This is a genomic window from Bacteroides sp. AF39-11AC (assembly GCF_003474285.1).
Lineage (GTDB): Bacteria > Bacteroidota > Bacteroidia > Bacteroidales > Bacteroidaceae > Bacteroides.
On the sequence record NZ_QROH01000005.1, the window covers coordinates 80,854 to 94,008 of the forward strand.

A 13,155-nucleotide genomic window follows, 5' to 3' on the forward strand; every position below is an offset into this window, starting at 1 on the left:
AGTTACAAGCTACAAGTAGGGTTGTGAAGTCATACTGAAAAAGTACTAGTCACTTGTAGCTCGTAGCTTACTCAGTTTCTTGAAACTTGTTTCACTCCTTTTACTGTTCTCAGTTTCTTTATAAGTGTTTCCAGACGTCCCGTATCACCTACCATAATTGTCATAGTGCCGGAGAATAGTCCGTCATGAGAGTCTATGCCGATGGAGCGTAGAGAAATATCATTTTCTTTAGATATGATCGAGGTGATGTTAGTTACAATACCAATATCATCATGGCCTACTACACGAAGCGTTATAGGATATTGTGTACCTTGTGACTTACCTGCCCAACGTGCTTTTACAATCCGGTATCCGAATCGTTCGCGTAGTTGAGTGGCATTGGGACAATCGCTGCGATGTATCTTAATACCACCGGTCACACTCACAAAGCCAAATACATCATCTCCATAAATCGGGTTACAGCAGCGTGCTAACTTGAAGTCTAACCCTTTCAGATCTTGATCGATTACCAGTACATCTTCTTTTGAACGGGTGATTTCGTCGTTCTGCGTCTGTTGCAGATTATATCCCTCAGCACTACGGTATATGATGTCGTCATGCGTATCATTTTCCCGTCTCTGTTGTTCTAAGTATTTGTCGATGATTTCGTTAACATCCAACGTTTCATCGGCAATGTTTTGATAGAAATCAGTCACAGTCTTGAAACCGAGGCGTTTAATGAGGCGCATCATGACAGCTTCATCATACTCTATTTTCCGGTTTTTGAATTTCCTTTCAATAGTTTCTTTGGCAAAGGCATGCTGCCGGGCAACCATCTCTTTCAAAGCTTGGCGTATCTTGGTACGTGCTTTGGAGGTAGTCACGATGTTCAGCCAGTCCTGCTTCGGTGTCTGGGTATTCGAAGTCATAATCTCCACCTGGTCACCGCTGTTCAGTACCTGACGAAGTTGTGCATTCTTGCCATTAACTTTTGCACCGATACACTTGCATCCCAATTTACTATGGATATGAAAAGCAAAATCCAGCACTGTGGCGCCTTTACCTAACTTAAACAGATCACCTTTCGGGGTGAACACGAAGACTTCGTCCTCATACAAATCCAGTTTGAACTGGTCCATAGCTTCCAATCCATTACTATCTGAATTTTCCAAAGCCTCACGTACCGTAGTCAACCATTCATCCAATCCCGTTTCTCCCTTCACACCTTTATAGCGCCAGTGGGCGGCCAAGCCTCGTTCGGCAATATCGTCCATGCGTTCAGTACGTATCTGTACTTCTACCCATTTGCCTTCAGGGCCCATCACAGTGATGTGCAATGATTCGTAACCATTACTTTTGGGCACGGATAACCAGTCGCGCAGACGTTTGGGATTGGGTTGATACATATCTGTTACAATGGAATATGCTTGCCAGCATTCCTGCTTTTCCTTGTCTACAGGTGAGTCTAGAATGATACGGATGGCAAAAAGGTCATACACTCCTTCGAAAGGGCATTTCTGCTTCTTCATTTTTTGATAGATGGAGTGGATGGACTTTGTACGTCCTTTGATGTGGAAATGTAGTCCGGCATCTTCCAGTTTTTTCTGCATAGGGGTGATAAAAGCTGCAATATACTTATCGCGGGATGCTTTTGTTTCGTTCAGTTTATCCTTAATATGGTAATAGACCTCTTTTTCCGTATATTTCAGAGAGAGGTCTTCCAGTTCCGATTTCAGCTTATATAAGCCCAATTTATGAGCGAGGGGAGCATAGAGATATGCAGCCTCGTTGGCCACTTGCCGACGGGCTTCGTCGTTCTTGCTATCTTTAATCTGCCGCATAATGTTCACACGGTCAGCAATCATTATCAGAATTACGCGCATATCTTCCGCAAAGGAGAGCAACAGATTGCGAAAGTTTTCCGATTCGATAGTCGGACTTTTGGAATAAAGTTCATTTACGCGTATCAGTCCACGGATAATACCGGCCACGTCTTCACCGAAAGCAGCCTGCACTTCTTCGGGAGTACAAGCTCCGTTTCTCACACTTTCGTGCAACATAATACCCAGAATTGACGCCCGCTTCATTCCTATTTCTTCGGCAACGATAACGGCGGTCTGCATATCCTTAACCAGTGGATTCAATCCGAAAGTGTCGCGTTGAACCCGGTTATCCTTTATAGAGTTGATAAGATGTGTTTTCAGTTTTCTGCAGTCACCCTTCTGTAATGTCTCACCAGTCAACTGTAATAATTTTCGGTAGAGAGAGAAGAGCAATTTCTTCTCTTCAGTAGTGAAAAATTCATCTCTTTCCATAATCGTCCATTTTTGTGGTGTAAAGGTAGTTTTTTTCTTCTTTTTCTTGATAGGGCTTGCAGTTTTTTTGTATTTTTGGCAATCAATTAATAAAAATAGATAATATGATAACACCGCAAGACAAAGAGTTGCTTACGCAAAAAGGTATCTCAGAAGAACAGATAGCCGAACAATTGGCTTGTTTCGAGAAAGGTTTTCCATATCTGAAGCTGGCTGCTGCCGCTTCTCTGGAAAAAGGCATTCTGGCTCCTGCAGCAGATGAGCAAAAGCTCTATCTCGATGCATGGGACGCTTATACTCGGACAGATAAGGTAGTAGTGAAATTTGTTCCTGCATCAGGTGCAGCGAGCCGTATGTTCAAGAATTTGTTCGAATTTCTCGGAGCTGATTATAATGCCCCCGAAACTAAATTTGAAAAGACATTCTTTGAACAGATTGAAAAATTCGCTTTCTATGATGATTTGAATGCTGCCTGTGAGAAGATGTTTGGAAAAGATATTCCTGCGTTGGTGTCTGAAGGAAACTGTAAAGCCGTAGTTGCTGCACTGCTTGAAGCAGCAGGATTGAATTATGGTGCATTGCCGAAAGGTCTACTGAAATTCCACAGATATGAAGATGGTAACCGTACACCGCTGGAAGAACATCTTGTAGAGGGTGCGCTCTATGCAGCCAATAAGAATGGTAAAGTAAATGTGCATTTTACTGTTTCTCCCGAACACCGTCGTTTGTTTGAAGCATTGGTGGCAGATAAAGCGGCTGTTTATGCAAAGAAATACGGAGTCGATTATAATGTAACTTTCTCTGAGCAGAAACCGAGTACGGATACGATTGCTGCCGATATGGATAATCAACCTTTCCGTGATAATGGTAAGTTGCTATTCCGTCCGGGTGGCCATGGTGCATTGATCGAAAATCTGAATGACTTGGATGCGGATGTGATCTTTATTAAGAATATCGATAATGTGGTGCCCGATAAGCTGAAAGGTGATACTGTACTTTACAAGAAGTTGATTGCCGGAGTATTGGTTGCTTTGCAACAAAAGGCATTTGCTTATCTGGAACTTTTGGACAGTGGCAGATATACTCACGAACAGGTGATTGAGATCCTGCAATTCCTGCAAAAGAAACTCTTCTGTAAGAACCCTGAAACCAAGAATCTGGAGGATGCCGAACTTGTGCTTTATCTGAAAGAGAAGCTGAATCGTCCGATGCGTGTGTGCGGTATGGTGAAGAATGTAGGCGAACCGGGTGGTGGTCCGTTCCTGGCATATAACAGTGACGGAACTATTTCTTTGCAAATTCTAGAAAGCTCCCAAATTGATATGGATGATCCGGAGAAGAAAGAAATGTTTGAGAAAGGAACGCACTTTAATCCTGTAGATCTGGTTTGTGCCGTACGTGATTATAAAGGCCATAAGTTTGACCTTGTGAACTTCGTAGATAAAGCTACCGGTTTTATTTCTTACAAATCGAAGAATGGTAAGGATCTTAAAGCACTGGAACTTCCCGGTTTGTGGAACGGTGCAATGAGTGACTGGAATACAGTATTTGTAGAGGTGCCTCTAAGTACATTCAATCCGGTGAAGACGGTGAATGATTTGCTGAGAGATCAACATCAATAATGATACTTGCGGCTGCGTAGGTCAACACTTGCGACTGTGTAAGCTTACACTTGTACAAGTGAGGGGCAACGCAGCCGCAAGTGTCTTTATTAGAACTCCACCGTAAGTCCAATCGACGGTAAAACTGTTCCACTTTCCTGCTTTAAATTTTTCATTTTATATCTTTGTTCTCCAATGGGAGCAGAAGGATTTTCAATAACTCCTGTACTCATAATCACATCCTGCTGTTTCAGTTTGCTTCCTGTTATATTCTGTATATCAATATAAAATCCTACCATGCAACGATGGAAATAGAAAGACTTATCTATACGAACATCGAATTGGGCAAAGTTAGGAAGGCGTTCCGTATTATACTTTGAATAATCATAATAGGGACGTCCTTGCGCATTCCATGCTTCAACCAATGAAGACTTATCTTTATCATAAGGAGTATAAGGAGCACCACCGATATAACTGAGTTTGCCTCCAATGCTCCAACGGCGGGGCAGATTGTAGGTGCCACTGACGTTGAGGATAAAACGATTGTCCCACGCAGAGGGGATATCACGGAATTCACTACGAAATAATGTGAGTGAAGATACAAAATTAAATTGTCCCGGTACTTGCCAACGCAACATGGTTTCTATGCCATAAGCTCGTCCGTGCTCTGTAGGAATTAGTACTTCATTACCTACAGTACCATAATCATCTCCTTTACATGCCAATGGGATATTATCCCGTACGGAAAGGGGCATGCGTCCATATCGTTTGAAGAATCCTTCCGCCGAGATCATCAACCTGTCTTCCAAATGCCAGTCAAGCCCAAGACTGGTTTCCATAACCTGCATGTATTTAAGGTTCTTATTTATATAAATACCGTTATTGTCTTTAAATCCCAAAGCTGTATATGGGGGGAGTTGATAATACAAACCTGCACTTCCACTTAATGCCCATTGCTTGGTGAGATCATAGGATAATGAAAAACGGGGAGAAAGTTGCTTCCATAACTCTTTCATTTCCTGATTGTAATTATTGCCATCTGTCCGTATACCTGCTGAAGCAGAGAATCGTTTATTGGTGCTGATATAGTCTGTGGAGAAGAAGCCACCCCAACTGAATATGTTCAAATTCGTGTGGTAAATAGAACTGGAACTGAGTATCCGTTGTTTTGTACGGTTGGTATAATTAGAATAATTCACTTCGGTACCTTCTTTCAAAGTCCATTGTCCCAGTCTTGTTCGATTTTCGAAACGAAGGGTGGTCTTTTGCTCTACAGATCGCAGACGGAGGGTTAGATTATCTTCGGAAGAATCATCGTTATTCAGATATTTTACATTACGGTTATTCAGATAATTATGACTTAGCGTGAGTGTCTGTACGTGTTTTCTAGCATAATGGCGATAAGATGCTCCTACGGTGAATGTTTCCTGATGAATGGTAGGAAGATAACTTAATATATATTCCGCATCTTCTCCTTTCTCGTCCGTATTCAGTTTCATTTTATCAATTCCTACCAAACCCAGTATAGTTAGTTCATCATGGGCTGATAATTTTGTCTTTAGTTTGAATTGCCCGTCAATGAAATTGGGCAGGAAAGGTAGGCCCAATGCCTTGAACAATAATTGAAGATACGATTGTCGGATAGAGAACAGGTACGTCGTTTTATCGCTCAGGTGTCCGTTACCACTGAAGGATACTTCGGAAGCTCCCAAGGTAGCTTTATAAGTCTGTCTATCTGGACTACCGTCTCTTAAACGGAAATCTAATACAGAACTCATTGCTCCGGAACGGTCCGCAGGAAATGCTCCTGTATAGAAACTGATTTCCCGTATCAAATCTGCATTGACGATACTGACAGGGCCACCTGATGCTCCCTGTGTAGCAAAGTGGTTGATATTCGGGATTTCTATTCCATCCATATAGAAGCGATTCTCGGAAGGTGATCCACCCCGTACAATCAAGTCGTTTCTATAACCGATGGGAGAGAAAGAGACACCCGGATAGGCTCGCACGATGCGTGAGATATCGCGGTTTCCTCCCGGACTTTTTTCTATCTCTTGTAGCCCAATAATACGCATACTTACCGGACTCTCCACCGTTTTCCTAAAAGGAGAGGGGGTTACCACAATTGCAGCCAGCATATTTTCATCTTCTTCCATCTCTATTTCGATGAAAGGTGTAGAAGCAGAAACCAGATATTCGGAAGTTACAGCACTTCTATATCCTATCAGCGTTGCTTCGAAACGGTAAATTCCAGGTGGAACTTGTTCTATATGGAACATACCCAGTGAATCTGTGGATGCTCCTTTTCCAGGGATACCTGTAACCACTACGTTGGCATATGCCACCGGTTGCCGAGATTGTTTATCAATGACTTTTCCGCGCACGGAGTAGTTGACCGCAGCAGCGTAGATACAAACATTGCACAGTAGCAGTGAAAGTGTCAGTAGAATATGTTTGCTTGTTACCATATATGCAAATATAGATATTATTGATATATAATAGACGGAACAAGGGTATAAAAAAACTGTTCGGAAATCATCCCGAACAGTTCTCGTTTTGTTTAGTTGTAAGATTAATATCTTCCACCGCGGTCGCCGCCATAGCCACCGCCACGATTGCCGCCGCCGTAACCACCGCCACGGTTGCCGCCGCCGTAACCGCCACCACGGTTACCGCCGCCATAGCCACCACCACGGTTGCCGCCTGCAGGTCTTTCTGTTCTGGGGCGAGCTACGCTAATAGCGATGTTCTTGCCTTCGAATTCTGTTTCGTTAAGAGCGTCAATAGCCTTCTGACCTTCTTCATCATTCGGCATTTCTACGAAGCCGAAACCGCGTGAACGTCCCGTCTCTCTGTCGTTAATAATGTAGGCTGAAGTTACTTCGCCATACTGTGAAAATAATTCCTGTAAGCTGTCACTGTTTGTGTTCCAGCTTAAGTTTGCAACATAAATGTTCATTTCTTTTTGTAAGTTAAAATTGTTATTTATTAATGATTGAGATCCGCACGGCGTTCATACCTCGCGTACCACGTTCAATTTCAAATGTTACGTTATCTCCTTCGGTTATCCCTTCGGGAGCAGAAGTAATGTGGAAAAAATATTTCTCACCACTTCCTGAATCTTTTATAAAACCATAACCTCTGGACACATTAAAATGTTCAATGCGTCCACTTAATGGCAGAACTTCTTCTGCTTCGCCCTTTTTAGGAATTGATATTTCTATTTCAGAAGCATCTATTTCTTCTTTAGGCTTTACACCTTCTGGTGTGGAATGAAGAATACCGTTTTCGTCCACATAAGCCAGCATCTCTTCGAAGCTACGGCTACCACTGCTCAAGCGTTCTTCTTTTCTCTTTTGTTTTTCTTCTCGCTTACTCTGTTTCGCTTTTTCTCTGTCTCTTTTACTTGATGTTACTCTTTTTACTGCCATTCTTTAATTATTATATATTATGCAGTTTAAATATACTGCATTTAGTTTTTTCTGGACTAATAGCTGCACCTAATCCGTATGGGATTCATACAACAATTAAATCTTGTAATGAACAAAGGAGCTGATTATGAGGTCATTTTGGGGATGGAATAATTTGCGGAATACCGCAAAAGCAAACATGCACAAAGAAGATTTCAGAATAAACCCTATTGTTTATGGTACAAAGATACAGATAAAAATGAGCTATCCATTCGTTTTTTCAATTATTTAAAGCAGTAGCTACTTATTTTTTTATGTACATTTGTGCTTCTTAATATAAACACATAGCAAAAATGAAGAAGATTTTATTGTTAGGTTCCGGTGAACTGGGTAAAGAGTTCGTTATTTCTGCCCAACGCAAAGGTCAATATATCATTGCCTGTGACTCGTATGCCGGAGCACCTGCCATGCAAGTGGCTGACGAATGTGAGGTATTCAGTATGCTTGATGGCGATGCATTGGAACGTGTAGTACGCAAGCATCAGCCGGATATTATTGTACCGGAAATTGAAGCCATACGTACAGAACGTCTTTATGATTTTGAGAAGGAAGGTATTCAGGTGGTTCCCAGTGCCCGTGCTGTAAACTTTACCATGAACCGTAAGGCTATCCGTGATCTGGCTGCACAAGAGTTGGGACTGAAAACTGCTAGATATTTTTATGCAAAAACTCTGGATGAGTTGAAAGCTGCTTCTGAAAAGATCGGTTTTCCTTGCGTAGTGAAGCCGTTGATGTCTTCTTCGGGCAAGGGACAGTCTCTTGTGAAGAGTGCGGATGAATTGGAGCATGCTTGGGAATATGGCTGCAATGGTAGCCGTGGTGATATAAAAGAGTTGATTATTGAAGAATTTATCAAGTTTGACAGTGAGATAACTTTGCTTACGGTGACGCAGAAGAATGGTCCTACATTATTCTGTCCGCCCATCGGGCATGTGCAGAAAGGGGGAGATTATCGTGAAAGTTTTCAGCCGGCGCACATTGATCCTGCTCATTTGAAAGAAGCGCAGGAAATGGCTGAGAAAGTGACACGGGCTCTGACCGGTGCCGGCCTATGGGGAGTCGAATTCTTCTTGAGCCATGAAAATGGAGTTTACTTCTCGGAACTTTCTCCACGTCCGCATGATACGGGTATGGTGACATTGGCAGGAACACAAAATCTGAATGAATTTGAACTTCATTTGCGTGCTGTACTAGGTTTGCCTATTCCAAACATCAAGCAGGAGCGTATTGGTGCCAGTGCTGTGATTCTTTCAGCTATTGCCAGCCAGGAACGTCCTGATTATCGCGGTATTGAAGAGGTGACGAAAGAAGAAGATACTTATCTCCGTATTTTCGGTAAGCCAACAACGCGCGTCAACCGGCGTATGGGAGTGGTGTTATGCTATGCACCGTTAAACTCAGATATGGATACATTGAGAAATAAAGCTAAGCGAATAGCAGAAAAGGTTGAGGTGTATTAAAGCTTACTTATCATAGATAAAAGAAAAGCAGTTGTCACAGATTGAGCGGCAACTGCTTTTTTATTTCGCAACTATTATTTCAACATCATATCCGATAAAAAGCCCGCTCTCAATTACTCCGGTAATTGCTTTTAGGTTTTGTTCCAAAGAAGGGTCAACATAGTTGAAGCGGGTATCAAAAATGAAGTTACCGTTTTCAGTAAGTACAGGCCCGTCTTTTCCACCAGCAAGACGTAACTTCACGTCAGAGGCTCCTAACCGTTGCATCTCGTTTTCTACAAAAGTTAATGCACTTGGAAATACTTCTACAGGTATTGGAAAACGGCTTCCTAAATGATCTACCAGTTTTGTCTCATCAATGATAATGAAACTTTTACTACTGCTTTTTATCAGAAGTTTTTCTTTAAACATGGCTCCACCGCGTCCCTTAATCAGACTTTTCTCCGGGTCTACTTCATCAGCACCATCAAAAGACCAGTCTGGACGCTTGTTCCAAAGAGTAGTTTGTGGTATACCCAATTGTATACAGGTCATGAAAATTTCAGCAGAGGCTGGTATAACTTCTATATGTAGAGATTCTTTGCGAATACGTTCCGCTAATGCGAATAGCGTCAGATAAACGGTAGAACCGGAGCCGGCTCCGATCACATCACCATCTTTCGCCATTGCTGCAATTTCCTGTGCTACAATTTCTTTGCCCTTACGATTAATGATCGCATTCGACCATTGTAAATGATTTATCAGTTGATTATCCCATTTCATTGTCAGAGGTTGCTAATCGTTATTATCTTCTTCTTCGTCAGTCAGGTTGTTCAGTTCTACTTCAAGTTCAACCAACTCTTGTTCCCAAATTTTTCTGATGTTTGCCGGCGTCTCCTTGGGAGCTTCCTTAATACGCTTTTGAGCTAATGATACTTCATGCTCCAGCTGTGAACGTCTACTCATAAGTCTTGCTATTTAAAGTTATTTTTATAGGTAACACTCTGCTTTGCTCAATTGTTCTTCTATTTGGTAAGAATTATGTATTATCCGAATAGCTCGGGATAGATTTCTCCATCACCACCGGATGCATCAAGACTCTGTAGTAATTTACCGTCAGGAGCATAGAATAGCTGAATTTCTCTGTCAGAGTTATACTCTTCTATATCGATGATTACTACAGTAGGCATTTTGGGGAAGGTAATTATCTTTATATATCTGATTTGTATAGGAGGGGTCTCTGTCTGCATAAATGCTTTAGCTACGGGAGCAGGGACATCTTCCAGGCTTTCGACGTTTGTCTCTGTCATTATCCACCGGGCATTGTTTCCAAACCAGGCGTTCATTTCGTGATTATCTGAAATGAATCCGGCAATGTGGTAATCACCTTTATGCGTCCATTCCACGGGCGTCACTTTGGGATACATCTTTTTGAAAGCTTCCTGTACCTTTTCCGGAGTATTTTCTGCGCATACGGAAGTGGATATCAGCAACAACAAGCCTGCCAATAAACTGAAATTAAACTTTTTCATAATCAAGGTCTGTTTTTATTTGCTATTAGGAACAATCCTGGGAGGCTTTTGTTTGTTGCCGATAGAGACATTTAAAAAGATCATATTTTTATGGATAACTTTGAGTCGCGCTTATGTCTTTGCAGAGACAAGGATATTAATTCGGTTATCAGGTCTTTATATGGAATGCCTGTTTGTTCCCAAAGTTTAGGATACATGCTGATTTCCGTAAAACCTGGTAAGGTATTGACCTCATTCAACACAAATCTATTATCCTTAGTCAGAAAGAAATCAACGCGTGCCATACCTTCACAACAAATGGTCTTAAATGCCTTTACTGCACATTCTCTGATCTGTCCGGATATCTCAGCATTTATTTCAGCTGGAATCTGCAATTTTGCTCCGGTTGAACTTATATATTTAGCATCGTAAGAATAAAAATCTTTGGTTGCTACAATTTCTCCCACTACGGATGCGCGTATATGTTCATTGCCTAATACGGCACATTCGATTTCTTTTCCTATGATGGCTTCTTCTACCAGAATTTTATTATCATATTGAAATGCAGTAGATAAAGCTATTATAAATTCGTCTTCATTTGTAACTTTGCTTACACCCACAGATGAACCCGCATTGGCCGGTTTTACGAAGAGAGGAAGTCCCAATGTAGACACAATCTCACTATATAAATATTCAGAAGGATTATATTTATATAATGTATAAGAGTTGGCAACTGGAATATTGGCAGCTTTCAGTAAACGTTTAGTTACATCCTTATCCATTGCTATGGCAGAACCTAATACATCCGGACCAACGAAGGGGATGCTCATTGATTTTAGAAAGCCCTGTAAAGTTCCGTCCTCTCCAAACGTTCCGTGCACAATGGGAAATGCTACATCGACATTCGCCATAATCATATTTGTATTTTTACTTATAATCTCAATCTTTTCAGAAGAATGAGCCATATAAACACTGGTGGCGTCTGCAAAATAATCATCTTTTGCCAGATTGATATTCTGCATTTTATATTCTGGGTTATAAAACCAATTTCCTGCTCTGTCAATGCCTATCAATAAGGGATTAAACTTGCTTCTGTCTATTGCATTGAATATATTAGTAGCTGATTTTAAAGAAACTTCATGTTCGGCAGATTGTCCACCGAAAATGATTGCGATTGTTGTATTCATAGGTGTTATTTACTCTAAATTTGAAGCGCAAATTTAAGAGAATATGCAGACTAATTTTAGATTTCCTCCTATTATTTTTGAGCAAAAAAAGAGTTGTTTTCATCTCTTGAAAATAATTATTGAATCTGCGATATTTTGTATTCTTTAATTCACTACTTTCGGGCACTTTTTTAAAAAGACGAAATGAACAACGTATTGATCCTTGTAGACAGCTTGGATGATTGGAAACCATATTCCAAAACAAACAGCATTTTAACAGTATCTGACTACCTGAAGTATAAATCACCGGGAAAGGATCGTAAATTAGTAATCAACCTGAGTAATGATTATAGCTATAACTCCGAAGGCTATTATTGCTCGTTATTAGCCCAGACGAGGGGGCATAAAGTTATTCCCGGAGTAGATATAATTAATAAGGTGGAAGCAGGTGCAGGTATCCGTATGGATAGCAGTCTTCAAAAGCTTTGTTATCAATGGATTCAGAAAAATGAAATAACCGATGATCTTTGGTCTCTGAATGTATACTTTGGCACTTGCAAAGAAAAAGGATTGGAGCGTATAGCCCGTTTTATCTTTGAGAATTATCCGGCTCCTTTATTGCGGGTTACATTAAATACGCGACATAAGAATCAGATAGAAAATATTCAGTTTTTACCTTTGAGTTCACTGAATAATGAGGAAGAGGATTATTTCGCTAATGCTTTGGACTTGTTCAACAGAAAAGTATGGCGCAATCCTCAGGCTTCGAAATCGGCGAGATACAACCTGGCTATACTGTATGACCCGGATGAGAAATTTCCGCCAAGTGATAAAAAGGCGCTTCACAAACTACTTGAACTGGCTAAGAAGATGGATATCCATGCCGAATTGCTAACTGAAGAAGACGCTACACGATTGATGGAGTTTGATGCCTTATTTATTCGTACCACTACTTCGTTAAATCATTATACGTTCCGGCTTTCACAATTGGCCACACAAAATGGATTGGCTGTTATAGATGATCCTCAATCTATTATCCGCTGTACCAATAAGGTCTATCTGAAAGAATTGTTTGAGAAGGAAAAGATTCCGGCACCGCTTTCCATGTTACTGTTCAAATCGAATGTCAACTCTTATGAGGAGATAACGGAACAGCTTGGCAGTCCTTTTATTTTGAAAATCCCGGATGGTTCTTTCTCTATCGGCATGAAGAAAGTCAATAATAGGACCGAATTGGATGAAGCGTTGAAGGTGTTGTTTGATAAGTCGTCAATACTGCTGGCTCAGGAATTCACTCCAACAGATTTTGACTGGCGTATCGGCATTCTGAATGGAGAGCCTCTCTATGCGTGTAAGTATTATATGGCTAAGGGGCATTGGCAAATCTATTGCCACTACGCTTCCGGACGAAGCCGTTGTGGACTGGTGGAGACTATTCCTATATATCAAGTGCCGCGTAAGGTACTGGATACAGCGTTGCGTGCGGCTTCTTTTATTGGGAAAGGTCTGTATGGAGTAGACTTGAAAATGGTAAATGACCGTGCTATTGTTATTGAGATAAATGATAACCCCAGCATTGACCATGGATTGGAGGATGCCATTTTAGGAGATGAACTTTACTATCGATTGCTGAATAACTTTTGGCGTATGTTGGATATCAAACGTTTCTAA

11 protein-coding genes are annotated in these 13,155 nt (G+C 41.2%); 3 read left to right on the forward strand and 8 right to left on the reverse strand.

The features are described 5' to 3' along the window. Positions 1 to 71: 71 nt before the first annotated feature. Positions 72 to 2,294 (reverse strand): bifunctional (p)ppGpp synthetase/guanosine-3',5'-bis(diphosphate) 3'-pyrophosphohydrolase, encoded by a 2,223-nt coding sequence (locus DW036_RS11450; RefSeq protein ID WP_118222151.1) that lies wholly within the window; start codon positions 2,292 to 2,294, stop codon positions 72 to 74. Positions 2,295 to 2,398: 104 nt separating this feature from the next. Here DW036_RS11450 and DW036_RS11455 point away from each other — a divergent pair, with 104 nt between their 5' ends. Further along, a complete protein-coding gene (locus DW036_RS11455) occupies positions 2,399 to 3,916 on the forward strand; it encodes a DUF4301 family protein (RefSeq protein WP_118464447.1) in 1,518 nt (505 codons plus the stop codon). Positions 3,917 to 4,005: 89 nt separating this feature from the next. Here the strand turns inward: DW036_RS11455 and DW036_RS11460 are convergent, their stop codons facing one another. The 3 genes from DW036_RS11460 to DW036_RS11470 all read right to left on the reverse strand — a co-directional run bounded on the left by DW036_RS11460 (position 4,006) and on the right by DW036_RS11470 (position 7,329). Further along, positions 4,006 to 6,366: a TonB-dependent receptor gene (locus DW036_RS11460; RefSeq protein ID WP_233560399.1), complete on the reverse strand. Its 2,361-nt coding sequence runs from the start codon at positions 6,364 to 6,366 to the stop codon at positions 4,006 to 4,008. Between the two features lie 104 nt (positions 6,367 to 6,470). Next, a complete protein-coding gene (locus DW036_RS11465) occupies positions 6,471 to 6,857 on the reverse strand; it encodes an RNA-binding protein (protein ID WP_118464449.1) in 387 nt (128 codons plus the stop codon). Positions 6,858 to 6,879: 22 nt separating this feature from the next. Then, positions 6,880 to 7,329, reverse strand: a complete 450-nt coding sequence (locus DW036_RS11470) for a cold-shock protein (RefSeq protein ID WP_118464451.1) — start codon at positions 7,327 to 7,329, stop codon at positions 6,880 to 6,882. A 332-nt stretch (positions 7,330 to 7,661) separates the two neighbouring features. Here DW036_RS11470 and purT point away from each other — a divergent pair, with 332 nt between their 5' ends. Then, the gene (purT, locus tag DW036_RS11475) at positions 7,662 to 8,828 is read left to right on the forward strand and encodes a formate-dependent phosphoribosylglycinamide formyltransferase (RefSeq protein WP_118464453.1); all 1,167 of its coding nucleotides are present in this window, start codon (positions 7,662 to 7,664) and stop codon (positions 8,826 to 8,828) included. 60 nt (positions 8,829 to 8,888) lie between these two features. Here purT and rpiA read toward each other — a convergent pair whose 3' ends face one another. The 4 genes from rpiA to ddlA form a co-directional block, all read right to left on the reverse strand. Beyond that, positions 8,889 to 9,590 carry a ribose 5-phosphate isomerase A gene (gene rpiA / locus DW036_RS11480; RefSeq protein ID WP_118464455.1) on the reverse strand — a complete coding sequence of 234 codons (702 nt, stop codon included), beginning with the start codon at positions 9,588 to 9,590 and terminating at the stop codon, positions 8,889 to 8,891. Positions 9,591 to 9,602: 12 nt separating this feature from the next. Further along, positions 9,603 to 9,773: a hypothetical protein gene (locus DW036_RS25755; RefSeq protein WP_187374603.1), complete on the reverse strand. Its 171-nt coding sequence runs from the start codon at positions 9,771 to 9,773 to the stop codon at positions 9,603 to 9,605. An 80-nt stretch (positions 9,774 to 9,853) separates the two neighbouring features. Continuing rightward, entirely contained in the window at positions 9,854 to 10,339 is a 486-nt protein-coding gene (locus tag DW036_RS11485; RefSeq protein ID WP_118464457.1) for a PepSY-like domain-containing protein, read from the reverse strand. Positions 10,340 to 10,419: 80 nt separating this feature from the next. After that, on the reverse strand, positions 10,420 to 11,505 hold the full coding sequence (gene ddlA / locus DW036_RS11490; protein WP_118464459.1) for a D-alanine--D-alanine ligase: 1,086 nt from the start codon (positions 11,503 to 11,505) through the stop codon (positions 10,420 to 10,422). A gap of 183 nt (positions 11,506 to 11,688) precedes the next feature. Between ddlA and DW036_RS11495 the strand changes: the two genes are divergently transcribed. After that, on the forward strand, positions 11,689 to 13,155 hold the full coding sequence (locus DW036_RS11495) for a RimK family protein (protein WP_118464461.1): 1,467 nt from the start codon (positions 11,689 to 11,691) through the stop codon (positions 13,153 to 13,155).

What these genes read in the sequence shown, in the direction of transcription:
- DW036_RS11495 (WP_118464461.1), top strand. Translation starts at nt 11,689, where the DNA reads ATGAACAACGTATTGATCCTTGTAGACAGCTTGGATGATTGGAAACCA.
- DW036_RS11485 (WP_118464457.1), bottom strand. Translation starts at nt 10,339, where the DNA reads ATGAAAAAGTTTAATTTCAGTTTATTGGCAGGCTTGTTGTTGCTGATA.
- ddlA (WP_118464459.1), bottom strand. Translation starts at nt 11,505, where the DNA reads ATGAATACAACAATCGCAATCATTTTCGGTGGACAATCTGCCGAACAT.
- DW036_RS11465 (WP_118464449.1), bottom strand. Translation starts at nt 6,857, where the DNA reads ATGAACATTTATGTTGCAAACTTAAGCTGGAACACAAACAGTGACAGC.
- DW036_RS11455 (WP_118464447.1), top strand. Translation starts at nt 2,399, where the DNA reads ATGATAACACCGCAAGACAAAGAGTTGCTTACGCAAAAAGGTATCTCA.
- rpiA (WP_118464455.1), bottom strand. Translation starts at nt 9,590, where the DNA reads ATGAAATGGGATAATCAACTGATAAATCATTTACAATGGTCGAATGCG.
- DW036_RS11460 (WP_233560399.1), bottom strand. Translation starts at nt 6,366, where the DNA reads ATGGTAACAAGCAAACATATTCTACTGACACTTTCACTGCTACTGTGC.
- DW036_RS11470 (WP_118464451.1), bottom strand. Translation starts at nt 7,329, where the DNA reads ATGGCAGTAAAAAGAGTAACATCAAGTAAAAGAGACAGAGAAAAAGCG.
- DW036_RS11450 (WP_118222151.1), bottom strand. Translation starts at nt 2,294, where the DNA reads ATGGAAAGAGATGAATTTTTCACTACTGAAGAGAAGAAATTGCTCTTC.
- purT (WP_118464453.1), top strand. Translation starts at nt 7,662, where the DNA reads ATGAAGAAGATTTTATTGTTAGGTTCCGGTGAACTGGGTAAAGAGTTC.
- DW036_RS25755 (WP_187374603.1), bottom strand. Translation starts at nt 9,773, where the DNA reads ATGAGTAGACGTTCACAGCTGGAGCATGAAGTATCATTAGCTCAAAAG.